At 71.0% G+C, this 25,724-nt stretch carries 22 protein-coding genes; 6 read left to right on the forward strand and 16 right to left on the reverse strand.

Annotated elements, in window-relative coordinates:
* Positions 1-15: 15 nt before the first annotated feature.
* The gene (locus tag JK363_RS32565; protein ID WP_372444900.1) at positions 16-1,164 is read right to left on the reverse strand and encodes an acyl-CoA dehydrogenase family protein; all 1,149 of its coding nucleotides are present in this window, start codon (positions 1,162-1,164) and stop codon (positions 16-18) included.
* A gap of 177 nt (positions 1,165-1,341) precedes the next feature.
* Between JK363_RS32565 and JK363_RS32570 the strand changes: the two genes are divergently transcribed.
* Entirely contained in the window at positions 1,342-2,682 is a 1,341-nt protein-coding gene (locus tag JK363_RS32570; protein ID WP_201880854.1) for a UDP-glucose dehydrogenase family protein, read from the forward strand.
* 103 nt (positions 2,683-2,785) lie between these two features.
* Here JK363_RS32570 and JK363_RS32575 read toward each other — a convergent pair whose 3' ends face one another.
* The 3 genes from JK363_RS32575 to JK363_RS32585 form a co-directional block, all read right to left on the reverse strand.
* Positions 2,786-3,976 (reverse strand): dipeptidase, encoded by a 1,191-nt coding sequence (locus JK363_RS32575; protein WP_201880855.1) that lies wholly within the window; start codon positions 3,974-3,976, stop codon positions 2,786-2,788.
* Positions 3,977-4,088: 112 nt separating this feature from the next.
* A complete protein-coding gene (gene purE, locus JK363_RS32580) occupies positions 4,089-4,613 on the reverse strand; it encodes a 5-(carboxyamino)imidazole ribonucleotide mutase (RefSeq protein ID WP_201880856.1) in 525 nt (174 codons plus the stop codon).
* On the reverse strand, positions 4,610-5,728 hold the full coding sequence (locus JK363_RS32585; RefSeq protein WP_372444901.1) for a 5-(carboxyamino)imidazole ribonucleotide synthase: 1,119 nt from the start codon (positions 5,726-5,728) through the stop codon (positions 4,610-4,612). Before JK363_RS32585 ends, purE begins: the two co-directional genes overlap by 4 nt.
* A gap of 240 nt (positions 5,729-5,968) precedes the next feature.
* Here JK363_RS32585 and JK363_RS32590 point away from each other — a divergent pair, with 240 nt between their 5' ends.
* Positions 5,969-6,496 (forward strand): GtrA family protein, encoded by a 528-nt coding sequence (locus tag JK363_RS32590; RefSeq protein WP_201880858.1) that lies wholly within the window; start codon positions 5,969-5,971, stop codon positions 6,494-6,496.
* A gap of 54 nt (positions 6,497-6,550) precedes the next feature.
* Here JK363_RS32590 and JK363_RS32595 read toward each other — a convergent pair whose 3' ends face one another.
* Both JK363_RS32595 and JK363_RS32600 read right to left on the reverse strand, forming a co-directional pair.
* The gene (locus tag JK363_RS32595) at positions 6,551-7,801 is read right to left on the reverse strand and encodes a sensor histidine kinase (RefSeq protein ID WP_201880859.1); all 1,251 of its coding nucleotides are present in this window, start codon (positions 7,799-7,801) and stop codon (positions 6,551-6,553) included.
* A gap of 22 nt (positions 7,802-7,823) precedes the next feature.
* Positions 7,824-8,504, reverse strand: coding sequence for a response regulator transcription factor (locus JK363_RS32600; protein WP_201880860.1), 681 nt, complete (start codon positions 8,502-8,504; stop codon positions 7,824-7,826).
* Between the two features lie 265 nt (positions 8,505-8,769).
* Between JK363_RS32600 and JK363_RS32605 the strand changes: the two genes are divergently transcribed.
* Positions 8,770-10,299, forward strand: coding sequence for a peptide MFS transporter (locus JK363_RS32605; RefSeq protein WP_201880862.1), 1,530 nt, complete (start codon positions 8,770-8,772; stop codon positions 10,297-10,299).
* A gap of 79 nt (positions 10,300-10,378) precedes the next feature.
* Here JK363_RS32605 and JK363_RS32610 read toward each other — a convergent pair whose 3' ends face one another.
* The 6 genes from JK363_RS32610 to JK363_RS32635 all read right to left on the reverse strand — a co-directional run bounded on the left by JK363_RS32610 (position 10,379) and on the right by JK363_RS32635 (position 16,178).
* On the reverse strand, positions 10,379-11,812 hold the full coding sequence (locus JK363_RS32610; RefSeq protein ID WP_372444897.1) for a hypothetical protein: 1,434 nt from the start codon (positions 11,810-11,812) through the stop codon (positions 10,379-10,381).
* Positions 11,809-12,867 (reverse strand): hypothetical protein, encoded by a 1,059-nt coding sequence (locus JK363_RS32615; protein ID WP_201880865.1) that lies wholly within the window; start codon positions 12,865-12,867, stop codon positions 11,809-11,811. Before JK363_RS32615 ends, JK363_RS32610 begins: the two co-directional genes overlap by 4 nt.
* Entirely contained in the window at positions 12,864-13,880 is a 1,017-nt protein-coding gene (locus JK363_RS32620) for a COG1470 family protein (protein WP_201880867.1), read from the reverse strand. The genes JK363_RS32615 and JK363_RS32620 overlap by 4 nt, the downstream gene beginning before the upstream one ends.
* A 203-nt stretch (positions 13,881-14,083) precedes the next feature.
* On the reverse strand, positions 14,084-14,839 hold the full coding sequence (locus JK363_RS32625) for an LPXTG cell wall anchor domain-containing protein (RefSeq protein ID WP_307821955.1): 756 nt from the start codon (positions 14,837-14,839) through the stop codon (positions 14,084-14,086).
* Positions 14,840-15,116: 277 nt separating this feature from the next.
* Entirely contained in the window at positions 15,117-15,626 is a 510-nt protein-coding gene (locus tag JK363_RS32630; protein WP_201880871.1) for an ATP-binding protein, read from the reverse strand.
* A 183-nt stretch (positions 15,627-15,809) separates the two neighbouring features.
* On the reverse strand, positions 15,810-16,178 hold the full coding sequence (locus JK363_RS32635; RefSeq protein ID WP_201880873.1) for an STAS domain-containing protein: 369 nt from the start codon (positions 16,176-16,178) through the stop codon (positions 15,810-15,812).
* Between the two features lie 252 nt (positions 16,179-16,430).
* Between JK363_RS32635 and JK363_RS32640 the strand changes: the two genes are divergently transcribed.
* Positions 16,431-17,372 (forward strand): RNA polymerase sigma factor SigF, encoded by a 942-nt coding sequence (locus JK363_RS32640; RefSeq protein ID WP_201880875.1) that lies wholly within the window; start codon positions 16,431-16,433, stop codon positions 17,370-17,372.
* A gap of 79 nt (positions 17,373-17,451) precedes the next feature.
* Here the strand turns inward: JK363_RS32640 and hutI are convergent, their stop codons facing one another.
* The 4 genes from hutI to hutU are packed head-to-tail and all read right to left on the reverse strand — an operon-like array spanning position 17,452 to position 22,959.
* Positions 17,452-18,648 (reverse strand): imidazolonepropionase, encoded by a 1,197-nt coding sequence (gene hutI / locus JK363_RS32645; protein ID WP_201880877.1) that lies wholly within the window; start codon positions 18,646-18,648, stop codon positions 17,452-17,454.
* Between the two features lie 47 nt (positions 18,649-18,695).
* Positions 18,696-20,075 (reverse strand): formimidoylglutamate deiminase, encoded by a 1,380-nt coding sequence (locus JK363_RS32650; protein WP_201880946.1) that lies wholly within the window; start codon positions 20,073-20,075, stop codon positions 18,696-18,698.
* Positions 20,072-21,259, reverse strand: coding sequence for an allantoate amidohydrolase (locus JK363_RS32655; protein ID WP_201880947.1), 1,188 nt, complete (start codon positions 21,257-21,259; stop codon positions 20,072-20,074). The genes JK363_RS32650 and JK363_RS32655 overlap by 4 nt, the downstream gene beginning before the upstream one ends.
* A gap of 35 nt (positions 21,260-21,294) precedes the next feature.
* Positions 21,295-22,959, reverse strand: coding sequence for a urocanate hydratase (gene hutU, locus JK363_RS32660; protein WP_201880879.1), 1,665 nt, complete (start codon positions 22,957-22,959; stop codon positions 21,295-21,297).
* Between the two features lie 239 nt (positions 22,960-23,198).
* Here hutU and JK363_RS32665 point away from each other — a divergent pair, with 239 nt between their 5' ends.
* Both JK363_RS32665 and JK363_RS32670 read left to right on the forward strand, forming a co-directional pair.
* A complete protein-coding gene (locus JK363_RS32665; protein ID WP_201880881.1) occupies positions 23,199-24,251 on the forward strand; it encodes an MDR family NADP-dependent oxidoreductase in 1,053 nt (350 codons plus the stop codon).
* An 80-nt stretch (positions 24,252-24,331) separates the two neighbouring features.
* Positions 24,332-25,717 (forward strand): type III PLP-dependent enzyme domain-containing protein, encoded by a 1,386-nt coding sequence (locus tag JK363_RS32670; protein WP_201880883.1) that lies wholly within the window; start codon positions 24,332-24,334, stop codon positions 25,715-25,717.
* Positions 25,718-25,724 lie beyond the last annotated feature (7 nt).

The following is a 25,724-nucleotide window of genomic DNA, read 5'->3' on the forward strand; positions in this document are numbered from 1 at the left end:
TGTCCGCCGGGCGCCTTACGGCAGGTTGCGCGCCATCACGATGCGCTGGACCTGGTTGGTGCCCTCGTAGATCTGCGTGATCTTGGCGTCCCGCATCATCCGCTCGACCGGGTAGTCACGGGTGTAGCCGTAGCCGCCGAGCAGCTGGACGGCGTCGACCGTGACCTCCATGGCGACGTCCGAGGCGAAGCACTTGGCGGCGGCGCCCTGGAAGGTGAGGTCGCTGTCCCCGCGCTCGGACTTGGCGGCCGCCGCGTAGGTGAGCTGGCGGGCGGCCTCCACCTTCATCGCCATGTCGGCCAGCATGAACTGGATGCCCTGGAAGTCGGCGATGGCCTTGCCGAACTGCTTGCGCTCCTGGACGTACCCCTTGGCGTAGTCCAGCGCGCCCTGGGCGATGCCCAGCGCCTGGGCGGCGATGGTGATGCGGGTGTGATCCAGGGTCTTCATCGCGGTGGCGAAGCCGGTGCCCTCGGCGCCGATCATGCGGTCGGCGGGGATCCGGACGTTGTCGAGGTAGACCTCGCGGGTCGGGGAGCCCTTGATGCCGAGCTTCTTCTCCGGGGCGCCGAAGGAGACGCCCTCGTCGGACTTCTCCACGACGAAGGCGGAGATGCCCTTGGAGCGCTTCTCGGGGTCGGTGACGGCCATCACCGTGTAGTACTCGGAGACCCCGGCGTTGGTGATCCAGCGCTTCACACCGTTGAGCACGTAGAAGTCGCCGTCGCGTACGGCCTTGGTCTTCATGCCCGCCGCGTCCGAGCCCGCGTCCGGCTCGGAGAGGCAGTACGAGAACATCGCGTCGCCCTTGGCGAGCGGGCCCAGGTACTTCTTCTTGAGCTCCTCGGAGCCGGAGAGGACGACGGGCAGCGAGCCCAGCTTGTTGACCGCGGGGATCAGCGAGGAGGAGGTGCAGACCCGGGCGACTTCCTCGATGACGATCACGGTGGCCAGGGCGTCCGCGCCCGCGCCGCCGTAGGACTCGGGGACGTGCACCGCGTGGAGGTCATTGGCGACGAGCGCCTCCAGCGCCTCCTGCGGGAAGCGGCCCTCCTCGTCGACCTCGGTGGCGAAGGGAGCTATTTTCGCCTCGGCCAGGGAACGGACCGAGTCGCGGAGCATGTCGTGCTCCTCGGACGGCCGGTACAGGTCGAAGTCATTCACCGAGGACCCCAAGTTCTCCACTCCCCTGAACGCGCTAACTACCGTTAAGTAACTGAATTCTAGGGGCGTCGCGCCAACAGGTATACGTGAGCTTGCCGACAGACTCGGCTGGGGCTCGGTCCCCGGCCCCGACTATGCTCAGTCAGCGCATCTGTGACCGAAGCTCTGGAGCCCCCCATGCCCCTCAAAATCACAGTGATCGGCACCGGCTACCTCGGCGCCACACACGCCGCGGCCATGGCCGAGCTGGGATTCGAGGTACTGGGTCTGGACGTCGTCCCCGAGAAGATCGCGATGCTCTCGGCGGGCAGAGTGCCGATGTACGAACCGGGCCTGGAGGACCTGCTGCGGCGCCATGTCGCGGGGATCGAGGGCGCGACCGGGCGGCTGCGCTTCACCAGCTCCTACGAGGAGGCGGGTGAGTTCGGCGATGTCCACTTCATCTGTGTGAACACCCCGCAGAAGCACGGCGAGTACGCCTGTGACATGAGTTACGTCGACTCCGCCGTGGAGTCGCTCGCCCCGCATCTGCACCGCCCGGCGCTGGTCGTCGGCAAGTCCACGGTGCCGGTGGGCAGCGCGGACCGGCTGGCCGCCCGGCTGGCGGAGCTGGCCCCGGTGGGCGGCGACGCGGAGCTGGCCTGGAACCCGGAGTTCCTGCGCGAGGGCTTCGCCGTCCAGGACACCCTGCACCCGGACCGGATCGTGGTCGGCGTCACCAGCGAGCGGGCCGAGAAGCAGCTGCGCGAGGTGTACACCACACCCATCGCCGAGGGCTCGCCGTTCGTCGTCACCGACTACCCGACCGCCGAGCTGGTGAAGACCTCGGCCAACTCCTTCCTCGCCACCAAGATCTCCTTCATCAACGCCATGGCCGAGGTCTGCGAGGCCGCGGGCGGCGATGTGGTGAAGCTGGCCGAGGCCATCGGCCATGACGAGCGCATCGGGAAGAAGTTCCTGCGCGCCGGGATCGGCTTCGGCGGCGGCTGTCTGCCCAAGGACATCCGGGCGTTCATGGCGCGCGCCGGTGAGCTGGGCGCCGACCAGGCGCTCACCTTCCTGCGCGAGGTGGACTCGATCAACATGCGGCGCCGCGGCCATATGGTCGAGCTGGCCCGCGAGGCCGTGGGCGGCAGTTTCCTCGGCAAGCGGGTGGCGGTGCTGGGCGCGACCTTCAAGCCGGACTCGGACGACGTACGGGACTCCCCCGCGCTCAACGTGGCCGGGCAGATACAGCTCCAGGGCGCCCAGGTCACCGTCTTCGACCCCAAGGGCATGGACAACGCCCGCGCCCTCTTCCCGACCCTGGCCTACGCGCCGAGCGCGCTGGAGGCGGCGCGGGGCGCCCATGCGGTGCTGCACCTCACCGAGTGGCGCGAATTCCGAGAGCTGGACCCGGCCGGGCTCGGCGAGGCGGTCGCCGAGCGCCGCGTCCTGGACGGGCGGAACGCCCTGGACCCGGACCGCTGGCGCGAGGCGGGCTGGCACTACCGGGCGCTCGGCCGCCCCCTGGCCTGAAGGCCGCGGGTCCGGGCGCCCGGACCCGCGTACGCGCTGCTGAACGTCCTTGCGGCGCCGCCAGGTTCGGTCCCGGCGGCGCCGTCCGGACAGGGCCTAGGTCCTAGGTCCTGTCCAGCTGCTCGATCGTGGCCACCGACGGGCCCCGGGACTCTCGCAGCCCACCCGCCACGTCCTCCGCGGAGCGCAGCGTACGGACCGCGTTCTGCCAGGTCAGCTTGGCGAGATCGGCGGGTGACCAGCGGCGGTCCAGCAGTTCGGCGATCAGGTTCGGATAGCCGGCGACATCGGCGAGGTCGTCGGGGGTGAAGGCGGTGCCGTCGAAGTCGCCGCCGATGCCGATGTGGTCGATACCCGCCACCTCGCGCATATGGTCCAGATGGTCGGCGACATGCGCCGCGGTGGCCCTCGGGCGCGGATTGGCCTCCTCGAAGGCGCGGTGGACCGCTATCCCGGCCTCCGACATCTCCAGCGGATGCAGTCCGTGGGCGCGCATGTTCTCGTCCGCCGCCTGGGTCCAGGCGACCGCCTCTTGCAGGACGAACTTGGGCACGAAGGTGACCATCGCCACCCCGCCGTTGGCGGGCAGCAACTCCAGTACGTCGTCGGGGATGTTGCGCGGATGGTCGCATACGGCGCGGGCGGAGGAGTGCGAGAAGACCACGGGCGCCTCGGTGACCCGGAGCGCGTCGCGCATGGTGTCGGCCGAGACATGGGAGAGGTCGACGAGCATGCCGAGCCGGTTCATCTCCCGGACGACCTCCTCGCCGAAGCGGGTGAGGCCGTGGGCGCGCGGCTCGTCGGTCGCCGAGTCCGCCCAGGGGACGTTGTCGTTGTGGGTGAGCGTCATATAGCGCACCCCGAGGTCGTACAGGGCGCGCAGAGTGGCCAGGGAGCAGTTGATGCTGTGGCCGCCCTCGGCGCCCATGAGGGAGGCGATCCGGCCTTCGGCCCGCGCCGTCTCCATGTCGTCGGCGGTGAGCGCCGGACGCAGCTGGTCGGGGTGGGCAGCGGTGAACCGGCGAACCACATCGATCTGTTCCAGGGTGGCGCTGACGGCGGTGTCCCCGCTGAAGTCCGAGCGGACGTAGACCGACCAGAACTGGGCGCCGACGCCTCCCGCGCGCAGCCGCGGGAGGTCGGTGTGGGTGTGGGCGCTCAGATCGGCGGCGATATCGCGCCGGTCGAGGTCGTAGCGGACCTGCTCACGCAGGGCCCACGGAAGGTCGTTGTGGCCGTCGACCACGGGGTGGGTGGTCAGCAGTTCACGGGCTTGCGCAAGACGATCGGTCATCGTCACATCTTGCAATGTTCAATGACCGAAGTCACGCCCCATCAGATCGATTGCCGTAAGGCTCCTGAAGGGCCGCTGAACAGCGCCCGATCAGCGGCTGATCAGCCGCCGATCACTTGCCGAAGCCGAAGGAGCCCGCCCCGTTCACCTTGGCCCGCAGCCGCTTGCCCTTCTCCGTGGCCTGCTGGTTCAGCTCCTCCTGGAACTCCCGCATCCGGGCCTGGAGCTCGGCGTCATGGGCGGCCATGATCCGGGCGGCCAGCAGTCCGGCGTTACGGGCGCCGCCGACCGAGACCGTGGCCACCGGCACCCCGGCCGGCATCTGCACGATCGAGAGCAGCGAGTCCATACCGTCCAGGTACTTCAGCGGCACCGGAACGCCGATCACCGGAAGCGGGGTGACCGAGGCCAGCATGCCCGGCAGATGGGCGGCGCCGCCCGCGCCCGCGATGATCGCCTTGAGGCCGCGGGGTGCCGCGTTCTCCCCGTACGAGACCATCTCGTGCGGCATCCGGTGGGCGGAGACCACATCCACCTCGTACGGGATCTCGAACTCGTCGAGAGCCTTGGCCGCCTCTTCCATGACGGGCCAGTCGGAGTCCGACCCCATGACGATGCCGATCGCGGGAACGCTCATTCGGTGATGGTCCCTCTGAGGTAGTCGGCGGCGTGGCGGCCGCGCTCACGCACGTCGGCCAGATCGTCGCCATAGGTGTTGACGTGGCCGACCTTGCGTCCGGGCTTCACGTCCTTGCCATACATATGGATCTTCAGCCCTGGATCGCGTGCCATGCAATGGAGATACGCCCCATACATGTCGGGGAAGTCGCCACCGAGGACATTGGTCATCACGGTCCATGTCGCCCGCGGGCGCGGATCGCCGAGCGGAAGGTCGAGCACGGCACGCACATGGTTGGCGAACTGCGAGGTGACGGCGCCGTCCTGGGACCAGTGGCCGGAGTTGTGCGGGCGCATCGCCAGCTCGTTGACCAGCAGCCGCCCGTCCCGGGTCTCGAAGAGCTCCACCGCCAGATGCCCGACGACGCCCAGCTCGGACGCGATCCGCAGGGCCAGCTCCTGGGCCTGGGCGGACAGCTCGCCGGACAGTCCGGGGGCGGGGGCGATCACCGTGTCGCACACCCCGTCGACCTGGATGGACTCCACCACGGGGTAGGCCACCGCCTGACCGTGCGGAGACCTCACCACATTGGCCGCCAGCTCACGGCTGAAGTCGACCATCTCCTCGGCAAGGACGGGCACCCCGGCGCGGAACGGATCGGCCGCGTCCGCGGCGTCGCGGACCACCCATACGCCCTTGCCGTCGTAGCCACCGCGCACCGTCTTGAGGACCACGGGGAAGCCGTGGCCCTCCTCGGCGAACCGCGCCACGTCCGTGGGATCCGTCACGATGCGATGGCGCGGACAGGGCACCCCGGCCGCGCGCAGCCGCTCCCGCATCACACCCTTGTCCTGGGCGTGGAGCAGCGCCTCGACCCCGGGGCGGATGACCACACCGTCCGCCTCGAGGGCCCGCAGATGCTCCGCCGGGACATGCTCATGATCGAAGGTGACCACATCGCAGCCTTGTGCGAACGCACGAAGGGTCTCGAGGTCGCGGTAGTCACCGATGACCACATCGCTGACCACCTGGGCCGCCGAGTCCTGAGGAGTGTCGCTGAGCAGCTTGAACCTGATACCGAGGGGGATACCCGCCTCATGGGTCATACGGGCGAGCTGACCGCCGCCGACCATGCCGACTACCGGGAATGTCACCCTCCCAGGGTAGCTTCCCCGCCCGGGGCCACCCCGGGGTGCCCCTGGACGATCCTCCAAGGCCCCGCGCTCGCCCGCAGCGGACGCGGCCCGATAACGGGCTCGTACGAAGTCTGTGAGAAAGATTCCGTCCGGAGGCTCCCGGAGGCGGGCCGCCGGGCCGCTGGTTAGCATGGGAGGTCTGTTGCCAAAGCCGACGGACGGGGCTGAACGATCACCATGAGCGAACGGCGAACACTCGGCGGGCTACGCGCCCAAGTGGGTCAACTCGCCCGCGAGATCGCGAAGTTCGGGGTGGTCGGCGGGGCCGGCGTCTTCGTCAATCTCGCGGTGTTCAACCTGGTCCGGCACCTCACCGATCTTCCCGTGGTGCGGGCCAGCATCGTGGCCACGGTGGTGGCGACCGGCTTCAATTACCTGGGGTACCGCTACTTCACCTACCGGGACCGGGACAAGCAGGGGCGCACCAAGGAGCTCAGCCTCTTCCTGCTGTTCAGCGCGATCGGCCTGATCATCGAGAACGGTGTGCTCTACACGGCCACGTATGGCTTCGGCTGGGACAGCCCGCTCCAGAGCAATGTGTTCAAGTTCCTCGGCATCGGAGTGGCCACCCTCTTCCGCTTCTGGTCCTACCGGACCTGGGTGTTCCGGGCGCTGCCCGCCCAGGGGGCCGTCGAGAGCGCGGAATCCTTTCTCTCCGAGGCACCGCCCGCTCAGGCCACCCGCAAGCAGCCGGTCCGGAAGTAGTCAGCCCGGACGTCAGGAGTCCGCACACCGTCGCGAGCAGCCCTGACCGGGCGGTCAGGAATCGCCCTGGCCCTCGGCCTCGCGGCTGAGGAAGAGAGCGAAGACCGGTGGATGCTGTTGCAGCAGCTCCAGCCGTCCCCCGTCGGCCTCGGCCAGATCGCGGGCGACCGCGAGCCCGAGCCCGGTGGAATTCCGTCCGCTGACCGTCCGCTCGAAGACCCGCGCGCCGAGGTCGGGGGAGACGCCAGGACCCTCGTCGGAGACCTCGACCACGGCCTGATTGCCGGTGACCCGGGTACGCAGTGCGACCGTGCCGTCCCCGTGCATCAGTGAGTTCTCGATCAGGGTGGCCAGCACCTGGGCGACCGCGCCCGGGGTGCCGACCGCCCGCAGCCCCTTCTTGCCCGAGCGCACGATGGCGCGGCCCTCGCTGCGGGAGGCCGGGCGCCACTCCTCGATCTGCTGCTTGACCACCTCGTCGAGATCGAAGGCGACCGCGGAGCCGCTGCGCGGATCACGGGAGTTGGTCAGCAGCCGCTGCACCACGTCGGTGAGCCGCTCGACCTGGCTCAGTGCGATGGTGGCTTCCTCTTTGACCGTCTCCGGGTCGTCATTGACCGTGATCTCCTCCAGCCGCATGGACAGCGCCGTCAGCGGGGTCCGCAGCTGGTGCGAGGCGTCGGCGGCCAGCCGCCGCTCGGCGGTGAGCATCCGGGCGATGCGCTCGGCGCTGGAGTCCAGCACATCGGCGACCCGGTCCAGCTCCGGCACCCCGTAGCGGCGGTGGCGCGGCCGGGGGTCGCCCGAGCCCAGCCGCTCGGCGGTCTCGGCGAGATCGGTGAGCGGGGCGGAGAGCCGCCGGGCCTGCCGTACGGCGAGCAGCACGGCGGCGAGCACCGCGAGCAGCGCCACCGCCAGGATGATCAGCACGGTGCGGCCGATCTCCCGGCTCACCGTGGAGCGGGACTCCTCGACCCGCACCATTTCGCCCTGCTCGCCCTTCTCCTCGGAGGAGATGACGCTGCCGCCGGGCCGCTTGCCGATCTCCACCGTGGGGTGGTCCGGGATCCTGATCACGGCGTAGCGGCCGGGCTCGATCTGCTCGCGCAGCACCTTGGCGGTGACGCCCTCACCGCCCAGCAGTCTGCCGTCGACGATGCTGACCAGCCGCACCGCGTCGGAGCTCACGCTCTCCTGGGCGCTGTTCTCGATGGTCCGCGTCTCCACGACGACCAGGGAAAGACCGAAGACCGCGATGACAACAAGCACCACGGCGAGGGTGGAGTTGATCAGCCGACGGCGCATGGTCCTACCGTCTCAGCCACCATCAGCTCTTCTCGAAACGGAAGCCGACACCCCGGACGGTGGCGATATAGCGGGGGTTGGCGGCGTCGTCCCCGAGCTTCTTGCGCAGCCAGGAGATGTGCATGTCGAGGGTCTTGGTCGAGGACCACCAGGTGGTGTCCCACACCTCGCGCATCAGTTGGTCGCGGGTGACGACCCGGCCGGCGTCCCGGACCAGGACGCGCAGCAGGTCGAACTCCTTCGCCGTGAGCTGGAGCTCCTCGTCCCCCATCCAGGCACGGTGCGACTCCACATCGATCCGCACCCCGTGGGTGGACGGCGCCTGCGCCTGGGTCTCGACCGCGCCGCGCCGCAGCAGCGCCCGGACCCGGGCGAGCAGTTCGGCGAGGCGGAAGGGCTTGGTCACATAGTCGTCGGCGCCCGCGTCCAGCCCGACCACCGTGTCCACCTCGTCCGCGCGGGCGGTGAGCACCAGAACCGGGAAGCCATGGCCCTCGGTGCGCAGACGGCGGCAGACTTCGAGACCGTCCATCCCCGGCAGGCCGAGGTCGAGGACAATCAGGTCGATGCCCCCTTGCAGCCCGGCGTCGAGCGCGGTGGGTCCGTCCTCCCGCACCTCGACTTCGTACCCCTCACGGCGCAGGGCGCGTGCGAGCGGCTCCGAGATGGATGCGTCATCCTCGGCGAGCAGTACTCGGGTCATGGGGGTGATGGTAGTCCGCCGAGGTCGGAGCAGGGGGCGCGCACGGGACTACGGCCGGGGCACGGAAGGTTGTGCACCCCTTGCGTGAGGTATGTCTCATCCCCTCCGGGGGGCGAGGGGAGCGTGTGTAAAGTAAACGCTCGTTTGCAGCTCTTTCGGGGACCTTTGGCCGCTACACGCCGCCGAAGGTCTCTGTCGTGTCCTGAGCCGGACAGGGCGACCGAACTGACCACCGAGCGCCTCCTGACCACACAAGGAACCCCCCATGGCGTCCAGCCTCACGAAGGGCGCCACCGCGCAGGGAACCCCTGCCAGCGGTGGCAAGACCTTCTTCGGCCACCCGCGTGGCCTCGCCACTCTCTTCATGACCGAGATGTGGGAACGCTTCAGCTACTACGGCATGAGAGCCCTGCTCGTCGTCTATCTGATCTCCGGCGGCCCGGATGCCAAGAAGGGCAGTCAGGGCGGCGGCCTCGCGATGACCGAGGGCAACGCGGTTGCCATCTACTCGGTCTATCTGGCGCTGGTCTATCTGCTGGCCATGCCCGGCGGCTGGTTCGGCGACCGGGTCTGGGGCCCGCGGCGGACGGTGGCCATTGCCGCCGGTGTGATCATGACGGGCCATCTGGCGCTCGCCGTGCCCGGCGAGGGGCCCTTCTTCGCCGGTCTCGCCCTGGTCGCCCTGGGTTCGGGGCTGCTGAAGGCCAACATCTCCACGATGGTCGGCCATCTCTACGACGGCCCCCAGGACCCGCGCCGGGACGGCGGCTTCACCCTCTTCTACATCGGCATCAACGTGGGTGCCTTCGCCGCTCCGCTGGTGATCGGCACCGTCGGCCAGAGCTACAACTGGCACCTGGGCTTCGCGCTCGCCGCGCTCGGCATGGCGCTGGGCCTGGTGCAGTTCCTGATCGGCACCCGCCACCTCAGCCCGCAGAGCAGTGTCGTACCGACACCGCTGGCGGCCGAGGAGCGCCGCACCTGGCTGCGCAAGGGCCTGATCTGGCTGATCGTGGCCACGGTCTGCTACGGCGCGGTGGTCCTCAGCGGCAACTGGACGCTGAACTGGGCCCTGGTCCCGATCACCCTCCTGGGTCTGATCATCCCCACCGGGGTGCTGATCCGGATCAAGCGCGACCGGGAGCTGTCTGCGGTCGAGCAGACCAAGGTCAGCGGCTACATCTGGTTCTTCGTGGCCGCGGCCGTGTTCTGGATGATCTTTGACCAGGGCGGCTCCACGATGTCCGCCTTCGCCGAGAAGAAGACCACCGACAACATCTTCGGGCTGCACTTCCCGTCCTCGTGGTTCCAGTCGGTGAACCCGCTGTGGGTGATGGCGCTCGCCCCGGTCTTCGCCTGGCTGTGGCTGTGGCTGGCCCGGCGCGACAGGGAGCCCAACACCACGGTGAAGTTCTCGATGGCCCTGGTCCTGATCGGCGCGTCCTTCTTCGTCTTCGTGGTGCCGATGGCGATGGCCTCGGACGGCAGCACGGTCAGCCCGCTGTGGCTGGTGTCGATCTACATGATCCAGACGATGGGTGAGCTGTGCCTCTCGCCGGTCGGTCTGTCGGTGACCACGAAGATGGCTCCGGAGAAGTACGCGAGTCAGATGATGGGTGTGTGGTTCCTCGCGGTGACCGCCGGTGACTGCATCACGGGCCTGCTGTCCATCGCGGGTGTCGACATGAGCGGCACAGGTGTGATCGCGCTGGAGGCGAGCCTCGCGGCGCTGGCCGGATTCGCGGTCTTCATGTACCGCAAGAAGATCGTGGCCCTCATGGCCGACGTGCACTGAGGCCGTTTCACGGCCCATGGTGTGAGGGGCCCGGCGCGGAACGACCGCGCCGGGCCCCTCGGCCGTTCCCGGGATCCGGTCAGCGGGTGCCGCGCAGCTTGCGCCACGGTGTGAGGGTGAAGACCGCGCCGCCCAGCAGGACGGAGGTACCGGCGATCAGGGCGAGCGCCTTCAGCCCGCCGTGGTCGCTCGCACCGGTCTCGGCCAGCCCGCCGCTGGTGCCGCCGGACGAACTGCCGCCGGTGCCACCCGACGTACCGCCCGAGGAGCCGCCCGAGGCGCCGCCCGAGGCGCCGCCCGAACCGCCGGAGGTGCCACCGGACGTACCGCCGGGCTGGGCCGTGGTGTCCAGCTCCAGCGAGGCGCCGGGGTCCTTGACCGGGGTGCAGGTGGTGGTCGTACCGAGTGCCTTGACCGTCAGCACACCCGGGGTGAGCGTCGCCTTGCCGCTGGCGCCCGGCTTGTAGGTGCCGGTGAGGTCCGGAATCTCGATCGGTTCACCGGACTTGATGGGCCCCTTGTTGGTCGGGCCCTCCACGGCGACCGTGCCCTTGTCGGCACCGCCGACCTTCACCGCCATCGAGGGCTTGACGGAGTTGGCGGGGATGTCGGCAGGGCTGTTCATCACGGACTTGCCGAACTTCACGGTGAGGTCGAAGTTCCCGCCCTTCTTGGTGGCGTTGATCTGGACCGGGGAGGTGGCTTCCTTGTCGCCGATGGGGGTCTTGCACTTGTAGTCGACGTCCACCTGCTTACCGGTCTGGGTGTCGCCCCCGCCGCCACCGCCGCCGGTCGTCGAACCACCGGTCGTGGAGCCGCCGGTGGTGGTCCCGCCGGTCGTCGTGCCACCGGTCGTGGTCCCGCCGGTGGTCGTACCGCCGGTGGTGGTACCGCCCGTGGTCCCGCCGGTGGTCGTACCGCCGGTCGTCGTGCCACCGGTCGTGGTACCGCCCGTGGTGGAGCCGCCGCCGTCCGTCACCTTGATGGTGGCGGCGGCCTTGACCGTCTCCTTGGCCGAGCACTTGGTGTCCGTGGAGATCGGCTTGCTGACGTTGATGTTGTACGCGCCGGGCGTCAGCGTCACCTCCCCGGCCTTCGTCAGCTTCAGCTTGGCCTTCATGTCGGACAGCTTCATCGGACTGTCCTTGGGGATCGGCGGATTCTCCCGCGCCCCCTCCATCGCCAGATCGCCGGTCTGCGCCCCGCCCACCGTGATGGTGCCGGTGGGCTTCACGGTGTCCTTCTCCAGATCGAGGATGGGCGGGTTCTTGGAAGCGGCCTGCACCGTCTTCCACACCACCTCGACCTCGTCGCCGACCTTGGCCGTGGCCGGGGCCTGTACGTCCACTGTCGTGGTGCCCTGCACCGGTGGCATACCGGAGATCGGCGGCGGCAGACACTCGGTCTTGTACGAGACCTCGGCGCCCTGTGCGGTGCTTGCGCCGAACAGCACTCCCGCACCGCCGAGCACCAGCGCGGCGGTGGCCGCGCCCACTCTTCGTTGCGTACTCACGTCGATCCTTTCGGGGTCGGTCGGTTGTTCTCGGACGGTGCGGAAGGGTGTTGCGTCTGCGACCCCGGCAGCGTGTCCGGGGTGAACCAGGGCAGGGACGGATCGTCGCCGGAGCGGTCGGTACGGGCGGGCTCGACGCGGGTGCCGCGGGCACGGGAGCGGCGGGTACGGGCATGGGCGCCCGCCGTTGCCGGACGCGGCCGCGCCTTGTCCACGACGGCCATACCGATCCGGAAGACCGCGGCCGGGATCACCACGCACAGCAAGATCCAGAAGAGCGTGACGCCCCACGGCCGCGCGACCGTCCACGGCTGCTCGACCAGCAGCTTGCTGCCGTACTTCAGCGAGACGACATAGTCGCCATGGGCCGCGGCCGACAGTTCGACCTCCAGCTTGACCCGGGCCTTCTTCCCCGGCTTGATGGTCCCCCGCCACTGCCGTTCCTCCCACGAGGGCGCGAAGACACCGTGCGAGGCGCCCACCCGGAAGACCGGATCACGGGCCGGAGTCGAGCCGAGATTGGCGACCGTGACCACGAGCTTCCGGCTCGGGGGCGCGCCGAACCAGGTCAGCACCCCGCTCGAACCGTCCAGCCGCGCCGAGAGCACACTGAGCCGTTCACCGCCGGTGCGCTCCTTCGGCAGGGGCTTCACCGGATGCCCGGCGACGCGGAACTTCACGTCGGCGGAGGCGGCTTCACCGGTGACGGTCGCGGCATGGACGACGCAGGGACAGGGCTTGGGCGGATCGGCGACCGGCAGTTTTCGGCGGAAGGTTCCATCCTTCCCGGTGGTGACCGCTCTGCCGTCGGAATTGGCACAGGAGTTGGTGCCGCCGATCATGTTCTGTCCGCAGATGAGCAGGGTGAGCAGCGCCTTCGGCCGCCAGCCGCGACCGGTCACGGTGATCGAGCCGCCGGTGCCCGCCTCCCGCCGGGAGACCGCGACGGTCGGTCCGTCGGAGGCCGCGGCGGCACGGCTGGTGAACGGTACGGCGAGGGTGCCGAGGAGCAGGGCGAGGACCACGAGCGTCGGTCGTACGCGATGCCATGTCATTCCTCCGCTCCCGCCTCCGCGACGGCGGCTTCCGGCTCCAGCTCCGGTGCGGTCGACTCCGGTGCCGTCGACTCCGGTACGGCCGCTTCCGGTACGGCCGCTTCCGGTACGGCCGCTTCCGGTACGGCCGCTTCCGGTACGCGCCGTCGTCGCCGCCACAGCCACGCGCCCGCGCCGGTGCCCGCGCCCAGTGCCCCGACCGCCGCCGGGACGAGCAGCCACAGCGGTACGGCGGTGTAGGTGGTGGACGCCGCGTCGTACGCTCCCCCGCCCGCGGTGACCGTGAGTTTCACCGCCACCCGGTCGACGGCGGGCGGATCGGGCCACTTCTCGGTGAGCCGCACCCGGCGGCCGGGGGCCAGGTCGACCGGCAGGGTGCGGGCGTCGCGGCGCAGCACCGCGCCGAAGAGCCCGTCGGCGCGTACCGCGAGCCGTGGAGTGAGCGCGGTGGTGCCGCGGTTGACCAGGGCGTAGTGGATGGCCGCCGCGTCGCCGTGCCGCTCGACGCGGACGTCCTCGACGGAGAGCGCCGTCATGGTGGGCCCGTTGACCCGCAGATGCGTCCGTACCGCGATCTCGCGTCCGCCGCCGGAGACCCGGACCGCGCCGGAGCGCTCGCCGGGTGCCGCGTCGGCGGGGACGGTGACGGTCAGCGGGACATCGGCGCGGGTGCGGGGCGGCACCCTCACGGTGTGCTCGGCGAGCGAGACCCGGATGCCGCCGGTGCCGCGCAGCCGGACGGTGCGGGGCCGGGTGCTCTCGTTGGTGACCGCGAGCGAGTCGTGGAGGACGGTGCCGGGGCCGCCCTCCAGATAGAAGTAGGTCCGGTCGCCCGCGCCCGGCGCGTTTCCACCGCCGGGCGCGGGCGCCGCCGACCAGCTGGGTCCCCCGGGCTCGGCGGGGGCCGCGGTGGCCGCTGCCGTGGGGAAGAGCGCGAGGGTCAGCAGAGGGGCGGTCAGTAGCGCGGCGGCGCGGGTGCGGACGCGGACGACGGTGTGGGTACCAGACGGCATCGGCGGCTCCTTGGGTACTCGTCCTCGTACGGCCCGGCCGGGCGGGGCAGAGCTCAACGCTCCGCGGGAAGTGCCGGGAAGTGCCGTCGTGCGTCTGCGGCTGCCTCGTGGCTGGTCGCGCCCACGCGGCGGAGCCGCACATCGACACAGCCCCGCGCCCCTTCGGGGCGCACCCGAACTGCACCGGACTTCAGCGAGTCCGCTCAGTGCGTCTGGTGGCGGCGCCGGCTCAGCCAGAGGGCCCCGGCCACCCCGGTGAGCAGCACGGTGCCGCCGAGGGTGCCGAGCGCGATGGCGGAGTCGGCCGGTCCGGTCTGCGGAAGCTGGGAGCCGCCGCCGGAGCCGGAGCCGCCCGTACCGCCCGTGCCACCTGTGCCGCCGGTCCCCCCGTTGTCGCTGCCGCCGGAGGATCCGCTTCCGCCGCCGGAGCCGCCCGAGCTCTTGACGTCCAGCGTCAGCGAGGGCTTCGGGTTGTTGCCGGGGGTGCAGGTGGTGGTGGTGCCCAGGGCCTTGATGGTGAGGGTGGAGGCGGTGAAGGTGACCTTGCCGCTCTTCTTCGGCGTGTAGGTGCCCGACAGATCACGGATCTTGATCGGGGTGTTGGCGGGGATCGCCTTGTCGTTGGCGGGCCCCGCGACCGACACCGTCCCGGTCTCCGCACCGCCCAGCTTGATGAGCGCGCTGGGGTGCATGGCGCCCTTGCCGAGTTCGACCGGGCTGGAGGAGACACCCTTCTCGAAGGACATGGTGAGCTTGTAGCCGTTGCCGCTCTTCACGCTCTTGATGTCGATGGGCGACACCGCGCTCTTGTCGCCGATCGGCGTCTTGCACTTGTAGTCGACATCGACGGTGGTGGCGTGGGCGGACGGGGCACCGAGGAAGACCGCGGAACCGGCCAGGGCCGCGGCGAGGGCGAGGGCGCCGCCGCGTCCGACCGTACGGCGTTGTGTGTGGGACACGAGATCCCCTCTCGTCGAGCGCCGCAGCGGAAGAACTGACGGCATATCAGATCGGGCGCCGACAGTACGCCGGGGACCTTGGAGAGGGAAGACAAAGAGCACGCCCGATTCGGCGCGTAGAGGATGAAGACCGGGTGAATCGGGTGGACGCGATTGCGGCGGGGGTGACCGCAGGGGCGGCGGGGGTGGCCGCGATGGCGGCGGCATGGGCCGCGGCGGATCAGCCGGCCCCGAGGGCGCTCAGCGCGCGGGGGAAGTCGGGCCGGGGCCGTGCTCTTCAGGCCGGGGCGGCGAGCTCGGCCCAGACCGTCTTGCCGGTGCCTTCCACGTTCCGCACAACGCCCCAGTCCAGGCAGAGCCGTTGGACGATGAACATCCCATGGCCGCCGGGGCGCCCGGCACGGTGCGGGGTGCGCGGCGCGGGCGTACCGGTGCCGAGGTCGACCACCTCGAGGCGGAGCACCTTGGCGTTGCAGCTGACGCGCAGCTCCTCGGGGCCGTCAGCGTGCAGACAGGCGTTGGTGACCAGTTCGGAGACGACGAGCAGCACATCTTCCGCGGCCGCCCGCTGATCGGCGGTCGCGGCCGGCAGCCAGCCCCAGTCGCGCAGCGCCTCGCGCGTGAAGTCACGGGCGCGCGGAACGGCTCCGCTGGCTCCGATCAGATGGAGCCTGCGAACCTGGCGGATCCGCCCGGCGGGTGGAGTGCCCGGTGGGATGGCCGAAGCGGCGGGGCCGTCCGGGTCCGGGCTGCGGTCGCCCGGCGGGTACGGCCGGGTGGTGCTCATCAGCGCTTCACCTCACCGATTCACCGATTCAGGGACAAGGGTTACCTGATCTCTTCAACAGTTTCAGCCTGTCTCCTGCCCGGCCAAAGCGTGAGAACACCCACTTCTTCGACACCGGTGATGTGACGCGGGCAACGCTTCGACGCCCCGCTCAGGACTCACCGGGAACAGGAGTGGCGTAGATCACTCAACAAGCGCTGCATCAAGCGAGTCATGCAGCGTGAAGACGGCTTCCGCTCCGGTGATCTCGAACACGCGGGCAACGATGGGCTGCATCCCGGCCAGGTGGACCCCACCACCCTCGGCCTCGGCCTTGAGGCGGGCGCCCAGGAGGACATTCAGCCCCGTCGAGTCGCAGAACTCCAGCTTGGAGCAGTCCACGACCAGCCGCGCGCGTCCCCCTTCCACGCACCGCTCCAGCGGCTCGCGCAGCACTTCGGCGGTGTGGTGATCCAACTCACCCGCTGGCGTGACGACCGCACTCGCCCCGTGGTGCCGAACCTCGACCTGGAGTCGGCCCTTGCTGGCGCTGCCGACCATCCCGCGGTCCATGTGCGCACCTCTTCTGGCGTCTCGTTGCTTTCGATTGCGCGCATCGAACCCTACGCCTTCTACCCGCCCCTCCGGTAGCCGAACATTTCGCATACTTCGGCAAATATGGACAACGTGGACTTGCCACGCGATGGCCAATACAGGTAGGCGTAGTAGTGACCCGCTCGAACACGACCGGCTTTGGAGGCGCCGCTCACCCGAGCAGCACGTTATGGCATCGGCAGCCATATGCCGAGAACGACGGAGGAGACTATGTCCCGCCAGCTCGACGAATCGCGTACTGACCCGTCTTGGAGTACCGGCGCCTCGTCGACCACCGTGCCCCAGCAGTTCACCCCTGACACGGATGTCCAGGCCATCGCCGGAACCTCCTTGGATGAACTGCCGGATTTGTCCGACCTGCCGGAGATACCCCCGTATGAAACGGTTGGCCCGGTAGATGCACGGGCTCTCTCGAAGACCCTCTTCGAACGCCTCGCGGTGCTGGACGAAGGCACCCACGAGTACGCGTACGTCCGCAACACGCTCGTCGAGCTGAACCTGGCACTGGTCAAGTTCGCCGCCTCGCGCTTCCGCTCCCGCAGCGAGCCGATGGAGGACATCGTCCAGGTCGGCACCATCGGACTGATCAAGGCGATAGACCGCTTCGAGCTCGGCCGTGGCGTCGAGTTCCCCACGTTCGCGATGCCGACCATCGTCGGCGAGATCAAGCGCTTCTTCCGGGACACCAGTTGGTCGGTGCGCGTGCCCAGGCGGCTCCAGGAGCTGCGGCTCGACCTGGCCAAGGCCGGTGACGAACTGGCCCAGCGGCTCGACCGCGCCCCCACCGTCGAGGAGTTGGCCGAGCGGCTGGACATCACCACCGCCGAGGTCGTCGAGGGCATGGCCGCGAGCAACGCGTACACCGCCAGCTCGCTGGACGCCCAGCCCGAGGAGGACGACACCGAGGGCACCCTGGCGGACCGGATCGGCTACGAGGACCACGGTCTCGAGGGCATCGAGTACATGGAGTCCCTGAAGCCGCTGATCGCCGAACTGCCGCCGCGCGACCGGAAGATCCTGTCGCTGCGCTTCGTGGCGAACATGACGCAATCGGAGATCGGTGAGGAGCTGGGTATCTCCCAGATGCATGTCTCCCGGCTGCTGTCGCGCACCCTCCGTCGGCTCCGCAAGGGACTGATGATCGAAGAGTGACGCTGCCGCAGACGGATAAGGGCCCGCCCCCGCTCAGCCCGGGACGGGTCCTTATTCGCGTCGGCGTCCGCCGGGGGCGTCAGACCAGAGTGCCGCCGCGCCAGACGGCCGACACCAGCGGAACCCCCGGGCGGTAGGCGAGATGGACATGGGACGGGGCGTCCAGCAGCGCCAGATCGGCGCGGGCGCCCGGCGCGATACGGCCCACATCGGTACGGCGCAGGGCGCGCGCCCCGCCCTCCGTGGCCGCCCAGACCGCCTCGTCCGGTGTCATCCCCATGTCGCGGACGGCCAGCGCGATGCAGAACGGCATCGAACTGGTGAAGGACGAGCCCGGGTTGCAGTCCGGCGAGAGCGCCACGGTGACGCCCGCGTCCAGCAGCCGGCGCGCGTCCGGGTACGGCGAGCGGGTGGAGAACTCGCAGCCCGGCAGCAGGGTGGCCACGGTGTCGCTGTGCGCCAGCGCGTCGATGTCCTCGTCCGTCAGATAGGTGCAGTGGTCGGCGGAGGCGGCGCCCAGCTCGACGGCGAGCTGCACCCCGGGGCCGTGGGAGAGCTGGTTGGCGTGGACCCGCGGGATCAGCCCGTGCCGCTGTCCGGCGGTGAGCACGGCCCGCGCCTGGTCGCCGTCGAAGGCGCCCTTCTCACAGAAGACGTCCACCCAACGGGCGTACGGGGCGCACATGTCGAGCATCGGGCCCGTGACCAGGTCCACGTAGGCGGCCGGGTCGTCGGCGAACTCGGGAGCGACGACATGCGCGCCCAGGAAGGTCACCTCGTCGGTGTGGGCGGCGGCGATGGACAGGGCGCGGGCCTCGTCCTCGGAGGTCAGCCCGTAGCCCGACTTGATCTCCAGCGTGGTGGTGCCCTGGCGCAGAGTCTCCATCACATAGCGGGCGACATTGGCGTTGAGCTCGTTGTTGGAGGCGGCCCGGGTGGCGGCCACGGTGGTGCGGATGCCGCCCGCGCTGTAAGGCCGCCCGGACATCCGGGCGTTGAACTCCTCGGTGCGGTCGCCCGCGAAGACCACATGGGAGTGGGAGTCCACAAAGCCGGGGATGGCGGCCCGTCCGGCCGCGTCGACCCGGTTGTCGGTGGCGGGTGCTTTGCTGGTCTCACCGACCCAGGCGATCCGGTCGCCGTCGATGACGACGGCCGCGTCCTGGATCAGACCGAGGGGGCCTTCACCGAGGGAGGGGTCGTTGGTGACGAGGCCGGCGATATGGGTGATGGCGGTCGTCGCGGGCGTGGCGGCCGCGTCCGTCGCGGTGGTCATCGTGGGGATGTTCTCCTTCGTGAGCCGCCGGAGCGGCCCGTTGTCGCTCAGCCGTGCAGGGCTGCGATGGACTCGGCCAGCGCCTCGGGCACGCGCGGGACGAGCTGATGGGCGCCGTCCCGTACGACATGGCGGCCGCCGACCACGGTGTGCCGGACATCGGCGCTGGTCGCCGCGAATACGGCCGTCTCGGCGCCCAGCCGGGGCGGGGGCCCCGCGGTGCGCACCGAGTCCAGCGCGATCGTGGTGAGGTCGGCCAGCGCCCCCACCTCGATCCGGCCCGCGTCCTTGCCCCAGCCGAGCGCCGTATGGCCGTCCGTCGTTGCGGCGCGCAGCAGTTGGGGCGCGGTCCAGTGGCCGCGGGCGCGGGTGTGCAGCCGCTCGTCCAGCTCCATGGCGCGGGCCTCTTCCAGGATGTCGATCACGGCGTGGCTGTCGCTGCCCAGCGACAGCGGTGAGCCCGCGCGCTGGAGTTCGGCGGCCGGGCCGATGCCGTCGGCGAGGTCCCGTTCCGTGGTCGGGCACATGCACACCCCGGTGGCCGAGTGGCCCAGCAGCCGGATGTCGCCGGGGGTGAGATGGGTGGCGTGCACCGCGGTGGTGCGCGGTCCCAGCACCCCGTGATCGGAGAGCAGCCGGGTCGGGGTGAAGCCATGTGCCTCGACGCAGGCGTCGTTCTCGGCGGTCTGCTCGGAGAGGTGGATGTGGAGCGGCGCCGACCGCTCCTCGGCCCAGCCGGAGACGGTGCCCAACTGGTCGACGGGGACGGCCCGCACCGAGTGGATGGCCGCGCCGATCCGGGTGTTGCCGTTGCCCTTGAGCGCGGAGACCCGCTCGGCCCAGGCGTCGGCGCTGCCGTCGGAGAAGCGCAGTTGGTGCTGGTCGGGCTCGGCGCCGAACCCGGAGGACAGATAGCAGGTGTCGAGGAGGGTGATACGGATTCCGGCCTCGGCCGCGGCCGCGATCAGGGCCTCCCCCATCGCGTTGGGGTCGCCGTAGCGGGTGCCGCCGGGTGCGTGGTGGAGGTAGTGGAACTCCCCCACGCAGGTGATGCCCGCCATGGCCATCTCGGCGTAGACGGCGCGGGCGAGTTCGAAGTAGCTGTCCGGGGTGAGCCGGTCGGCGACCTCGTACATCACCGTGCGCCAGGTCCAGAAGGAGTCCGGGGCGCCCTGCCGCTGATCGTGGGCCTGCGCCGTGCTTCCGGCCTGGACGAAGCCGCGCAGCGCCCGGTGGAAGGCATGGCTGTGCGCGTTGGCCAGGCCGGGGACGGTCAGACCGCGCAGGGTGACCGAGCCCGCGGGCGGCACGGGGCAGCCGGGCCGCACCGCGGTGATCCTTCCGTCCGTCGCGGCCACGATCAGCACGTCCGGCCGTATGCTTCCGCCGAGCCAGGCGTACTCCGCCCAGTACGTCTGCGCCGTCAGTGACACGCCAACCCCTCCAGTACCTGCGCGAGCGCGGCCACACCGGCGAGGCAGTCATCCTCGCCCGCCGTCTCCGCGGGTGAGTGCGAGACGCCGGTGGGGTTCCTTACAAACAGCATGGCGGTCGGAACCGACGCGGACAAAATGCCCGCGTCGTGCCCGGCGCCGGTGGGCAGCACCGGGACCCCGCCGAGCAGGCCCGACAGCCGGTCCCGCAGATCATGGGCGAATTCCACGACCGGGGTGAAGGACTCCCGGGTGACCCGGACCTCCACCCCGTCGCGCTGTCCGCGCTCCACGGCGGCCCGCTCGACCTCCTCGACGACGGCGGCGAGGGTCTTCTCGTCGGCGGCCCGTGAGTCCAGCCAGCCGCGCACCAGGGAGGCGATGGCGTTGACCCCGTTGGGCTCCACGCTGACCTTGCCGAACGTGGCCAGTGCCCCCGCCAGCCGGGCCTTCTTGCGGGCCGCGAGCACGGTGTTGGCGTAGGTGAGCATCGGATCGCGGCGGTCCTCGATCCGGGTCGTCCCGGCGTGGTTGGCCTCGCCGTGGAAGTCGAACCGCCAGCGGCCGTGCGGCCAGATCGCCGAGGCCACGCCCACCGCGTCGCCGGTGTCGGCCAGCGCCCGGCCCTGCTCGACGTGCAACTCCACGAAGGCGCCGATCCGGGCCAGCCGCTCGGGGTCCGGGCCGATGGCTTCCGGGTCGTAACCGGCGCGCTCCATGGCCTGCGGCAGCGAGACCCCGTCGGCGTCACGCAGCGTATGCGCCTGGTCGACGGTGAGCTGTCCGGCGGTGAGCCGGGAGCCGACGCAGGCCAGCCCGAAGCGGGCGCCCTCCTCGTCGCCGAAGTTCACGATCGCGAGCGGTTTGGCGAGGTGCTTACCGCGTGCGCGGAGCTCGTCGAGGGCGGCGAAGGAGGAGACCACGCCGAGGGGGCCGTCGAAGGCACCGCCGTCGGGCACCGAGTCCAGGTGGGAGCCGGTGACAACCGCGTCCCCGGCGGCCGGGTCGCCGAGCCAGGCCCACTGGTTGCCGTTGCGGTCCACCTCGTAGGTGAGGCCGCGGGTCTCCGCCTGGCCACGGAACCAGGCGCGGCAGTCGGCGTCCGCGCCCGTCCAGGCGTAGCGGCGGTAGCCGGTGGTGGTGGCGTCCCGGCCGATGGGGGCGAGGTCGCGCCACATCTCCAGGAACGACGGGGATGCGCCTGCGGGTGCGGTCACGCCGTCCCTTCCTCACGCATCGGGACGCGCACCTCGCGCTCGTGCGCCACCTCGTCGGCGCGGTCGTAGCCCGCGTCGACGTGGCGGATCACGCCCATCCCCGGGTCGTTGGTCAGCACCCGGCGGATCTTCTCGCCCGCCAGCGCGGTGCCGTCGGCCACCGTCACCTGGCCCGCGTGGATCGAGCGGCCCATGCCGACGCCGCCGCCGTGGTGGAGGGAGACCCAGGAGGCGCCCGAGGCGACGTTGACCATGGCGTTGAGCAGCGGCCAGTCGGCGATGGCGTCCGAGCCGTCGAGCATGGCCTCGGTCTCGCGGTACGGGGAGGCCACCGAGCCGCAGTCGAGGTGGTCACGGCCGATGGCCAGCGGGGCGGCGAGGGTGCCGTCGGCCACCATCTCGTTGAACCGCTCGCCCGCCTTGTCGCGCTCGCCGTAGCCCAGCCAGCAGATCCGGGCGGGCAGACCCTGGAAGTGCACCCGCTCCCCCGCCATCTTGATCCAGCGGGCCAGCGACTCGTTCTCCGGGAACAGCTCCAGGATCGCCCTGTCGGTGGCGGCGATGTCCTTGGGGTCGCCGGACAGCGCGGCCCAGCGGAACGGGCCCTTGCCCTCACAGAACAGCGGGCGGATGTAGGCGGGGACGAAGCCGGGGAAGGCGAAGGCGCGCTCGAAGCCCGCGAGCTTGGCCTCACCGCGGATGGAGTTGCCGTAGTCAAAGACCTCGGCGCCCGCGTCCATGAAGCCGACCATGGCCTCGACATGCCGGGCCATGGACTCCCGCGCCCGCTGGGTGAAGTCGGCGGGCTTCTCGGCGGCGTACGACGCCATCTCGTCGAAGTCCACGCCCACCGGCAGATACGCCAGCGGGTCATGGGCGCTGGTCTGGTCGGTGACGATGTCGATGGGGGCGTTCATCGCGAGGAGTTGCGGGACCAGCTCGGCCGCGTTCCCCAGCACACCGATGGACAGCGGGCGGCGGGCGTCCCGCGCCTCGGTCGCCAGCTGGAGGGCGTGGTCCAGGCTGTCGGCCCGGACGTCCAGATAGCGGTGCTCGATCCGGCGCTCGATGGCGCGCGGATCGCAGTCGACGCAGATCGCCACACCGTCGTTCATGGTGACGGCGAGGGGCTGGGCGCCGCCCATACCGCCCAGGCCCGCGGTGAGCGTGATCGTCCCGGCCAGGGTGCCGTGGAACTTCTTCTCGGCCACGGCCGCGAAGGTCTCGTAGGTGCCCTGGAGGATGCCCTGCGTGCCGATGTAGATCCACGAGCCCGCGGTCATCTGGCCGTACATGGTCAGGCCCAGCGCCTCCAGGCGGCGGAACTCCTCCCAGGTGGCCCAGTCGCCGACCAGGTTGGAGTTGGCGATGAGCACCCGCGGCGCCCACTCGTGGGTCTGCATCACGCCGACCGGACGGCCCGACTGGACGAGCATCGTCTCGTCCTGCTTGAGCGTCCGCAGGGTGCGGACCATGGCGTCGAACGAGCGCCAGTCGCGGGCCGCCTTGCCGGTGCCGCCGTAGACGACCAGCTTGTCGGGGTGCTCGGCCACCTCCGGGTCGAGGTTGTTCTGGAGCATCCGGAGGGCGGCTTCCTGCTGCCACCCCCGGGCACTGAGCTCCGTACCGCGCGGTGCCCGTACGGGTCGCGGACCTGACATGGACGTGCCTCCCTGCCATTGGAATGGATCGAGATATTCACATCTTGGCTTCAGTGAATAGACCTAGTCAATAGCGCCGCGTGCGGTGTCCCGCCGCATGTACCCGGGTGGTTCACCGCCCTTCCGCGCGCGGACGCGCGGTGGCCTCACGTCCGGGGCCCGCCCCAGGGCCTAGCGTCACGGGTCGTCGCCCGCCCCGGACCCCGCCGAGGCCCCGGACCCCCACCGAGGAGCCCCTTGTGTCGCAGCCCGCCGCCGGACCGGTCCCGCCGCCCGCCACCCACCGCGCGGTGCGCCTCGCCGCCCGGCCGTCCGACGGGACGCTCACCACCGGCCACTTCGAGGTGGTGACCGCCCCGCTGCCCGCTCCCGGCCCCGGCCGGCTGCTGGTGCGCAACCGGCTGATGAGCGTCACCGCCGCGATGCGCCCGCTGCCCCGGACCGGCCTGAGTGCCCTCGGTCTGCCGCGGTCGCTTCCGGCGCCCGAACCCGGCGAGCTGATGCGCGGCCCCGCGGTCGGTGAGGTGATCAGCGCCCCGGAGGGCGGCCCCGCCCCCGGCACCCTGGTGCGGCACCACCTCGGCTGGCGCGAGTACGCCGTCGTGGACGCGGCGGAGGCCCGGCCGATCGACGGCGACGGGCTGCCCGACCCCGCCGCCCAGCTCTCCCAGGGCTTCCCCGCCTGGCTGGGAGTGGTGCGCGGGGCGGGCGTACGGCGCGGCGACACCGTGTTCGTCACCGGCGCCGCGGGCGGGGTGGGCTCACTGGCCGGGCAGTTCGCCCGGCTGCACGGCGCGGAGCGGGTCATCGGCTCCACCGGCTCTCGGGAGAAGGCGGCCCGGCTGACCGGGGAGCTGGGCTACGACGCGGTGGTGCTGCGGCACGGCGCCGGGCCGATCGAGGAGCAGCTGCGGGCGGCGGCCCCCGACGGCATCGACGTCCTCGTCGACACCGTCGGCGGCGAACAGCTCCAGGCGGCGCTTGCGCTGGCCCGCCGCAAGGCCCGGTTCGCGATCGTCGGCGCGCTGGCCGCCCAGTTGTCCGACGGCCTCACGGCCCGCACCGGGATCAGCACCCCGGCCCTGATCGCCCGCGGGGTCACCCTGCGCGGTATCAGCGGCTACGACCACCAGGACGCCCAGCCCGACTACGCGCGCGCCTTCGGCCGCGCCCTGCGCGAGGGCACGGTCGTCTATCCGCACACCCGGCTGACCGGGATCGGCCAAGCTCCGCGCGCGCTGGTCGAGTTGATTGAAGGACGGCATCTCGGGGCGGTGCTGGTGGAGCTGTGAACGCGGGGCGCGCCGCGGCGCGGCCCCGGGGGCGAGCGCATCCACTGGCCAGGCCCCCGGACGGGTGGTTGGCTGAGGTCATGACGTCGAAAACGGTTGCGGGGGATGGGCACGAGCAGCGGGCCGCCCGGCGTGAGAGGGCCGTACGGGCCGCCGTGGAGCAGGGTCTGCTCGGCCCCGCGGAACCGGTCGCCGGACTGCTGGACGTGGCCGGGATCCGCGCCACCGCGGCGGAGCTGCGCACGGCCTTCGACGAGATCGTGGCCCCCGGCACCCCCGTCCTGCACGCCTTCGCGGTGAAGGCCGCCGCGCTCGTCCCCGTACTGCGGCTGCTGGCCGACGAGGGGCTGGGCTGCGAGGTGGCCAGCCCCGGCGAGCTGGCGCTGGCCCGCGCCGCGGGCGTACCGCCCGAGCGGATCGTGCTGGACTCGCCCGCCAAGACCGCCGCCGAACTGCGCGAGGCGCTGCGTCTGGGGATCGCCGTCAACGCCGACAATCCGCAGGAGCTGGAGCGGCTCGACGCGCTGATCGAGCCACGGGGCGGGGCCGCGCCCGCGGCCCCGCACGGCCGGTTCGGGCTGCGGGTCAATCCGCAGCTGGGCGGCGGCAGCATCGACGCGCTCAGCACGGCCACCGCGACCTCCAAATTCGGCTTCGCGCTCCAGGACCCGGGCGCGCGCGACCGCGTCGTCCGCGCCTTCGCGGAGCGGCCGTGGCTGACCCGGCTGCATGCGCATGTCGGCTCCCAGGGCATCCCGCTGGAGCTGATGGCGGCGGGTGTCCGGGCGACCTACGAACTGGCCGAGGAGATCAACGCGGCGGCCGGCCGCCGGCAGATCGACACCCTCGACATCGGTGGCGGACTGCCGGTGAACTTCGACTCCGATGTGTTCACCCCCGGCTACCGGGAGTACGCCCGGCTGCTGCTGACCACCGTCCCCGGGCTGTTCGACGGGCGGTATGAGCTGGTCACCGAGTTCGGGCGGTCACTGCTCGCCAAGTCCGGCACGGTGCTGGCCCGGGTCGAGTACGCCAAGTCCGCGGGCGGCCGTCCGATCGCGGTCACCCACGCGGGTGCCCAGCTCGCCACTCGCACGGTCTTCGCACCGGAGTCCTGGCCGCTGCGGATCGCCGCCTACGACGCCACGGGCCGCCCCAAACAGACCGCTCCGGGCGGCCTGGTCGCCCAGGATGTCGCCGGCCCCTGCTGCTTCGCGGGCGACCTGGTCGCCCGTGACCGCCCCCTTCCGCAGCTCGCGGCGGGCGATCTGGTGGGCCTCCTGGACACCGGGGCGTACTACTTCTCCAACCACTTCGCCTACAACAGCCTGCCGCGTCCCGGGATCTACGGCTTCACGGTGGACGGCGGCGAGGTGCGCTTCGCGACGGTGCGCTCCCCGCAGACGGTCGAGGAGATCGTCACGGAGAGCGGCGGCGACTACGCCGGATCGCTGGTGGATTTCTAGGGCCCGC

Source organism: Streptomyces coffeae (genome assembly GCF_016741875.1).
Taxonomy (GTDB): domain Bacteria; phylum Actinomycetota; class Actinomycetes; order Streptomycetales; family Streptomycetaceae; genus Streptomyces; species Streptomyces coffeae.

Bases quoted from the DNA above. Each gene is read 5' to 3' on its own strand.
- JK363_RS32570 (WP_201880854.1), top strand. From the start codon at position 1,342: ATGCCCCTCAAAATCACAGTGATCGGCACCGGCTACCTCGGCGCCACA.
- JK363_RS32590 (WP_201880858.1), top strand. From the start codon at position 5,969: ATGAGCGAACGGCGAACACTCGGCGGGCTACGCGCCCAAGTGGGTCAA.
- JK363_RS32620 (WP_201880867.1), bottom strand. From the start codon at position 13,880: ATGCCGTCTGGTACCCACACCGTCGTCCGCGTCCGCACCCGCGCCGCC.
- JK363_RS32605 (WP_201880862.1), top strand. From the start codon at position 8,770: ATGGCGTCCAGCCTCACGAAGGGCGCCACCGCGCAGGGAACCCCTGCC.
- JK363_RS32615 (WP_201880865.1), bottom strand. From the start codon at position 12,867: ATGACATGGCATCGCGTACGACCGACGCTCGTGGTCCTCGCCCTGCTC.
- JK363_RS32640 (WP_201880875.1), top strand. From the start codon at position 16,431: ATGTCCCGCCAGCTCGACGAATCGCGTACTGACCCGTCTTGGAGTACC.
- JK363_RS32635 (WP_201880873.1), bottom strand. From the start codon at position 16,178: ATGGACCGCGGGATGGTCGGCAGCGCCAGCAAGGGCCGACTCCAGGTC.
- hutI (WP_201880877.1), bottom strand. From the start codon at position 18,648: ATGACCACCGCGACGGACGCGGCCGCCACGCCCGCGACGACCGCCATC.
- JK363_RS32575 (WP_201880855.1), bottom strand. From the start codon at position 3,976: ATGACCGATCGTCTTGCGCAAGCCCGTGAACTGCTGACCACCCACCCC.
- hutU (WP_201880879.1), bottom strand. From the start codon at position 22,959: ATGTCAGGTCCGCGACCCGTACGGGCACCGCGCGGTACGGAGCTCAGT.
- JK363_RS32600 (WP_201880860.1), bottom strand. From the start codon at position 8,504: ATGACCCGAGTACTGCTCGCCGAGGATGACGCATCCATCTCGGAGCCG.
- JK363_RS32655 (WP_201880947.1), bottom strand. From the start codon at position 21,259: ATGTGGCGCGACCTCGCCCCCATCGGCCGGGACGCCACCACCACCGGC.
- purE (WP_201880856.1), bottom strand. From the start codon at position 4,613: ATGAGCGTTCCCGCGATCGGCATCGTCATGGGGTCGGACTCCGACTGG.
- JK363_RS32630 (WP_201880871.1), bottom strand. From the start codon at position 15,626: ATGAGCACCACCCGGCCGTACCCGCCGGGCGACCGCAGCCCGGACCCG.
- JK363_RS32585 (WP_372444901.1), bottom strand. From the start codon at position 5,728: ATGGTCGGCGGCGGTCAGCTCGCCCGTATGACCCATGAGGCGGGTATC.
- JK363_RS32670 (WP_201880883.1), top strand. From the start codon at position 24,332: ATGACGTCGAAAACGGTTGCGGGGGATGGGCACGAGCAGCGGGCCGCC.
- JK363_RS32595 (WP_201880859.1), bottom strand. From the start codon at position 7,801: ATGCGCCGTCGGCTGATCAACTCCACCCTCGCCGTGGTGCTTGTTGTC.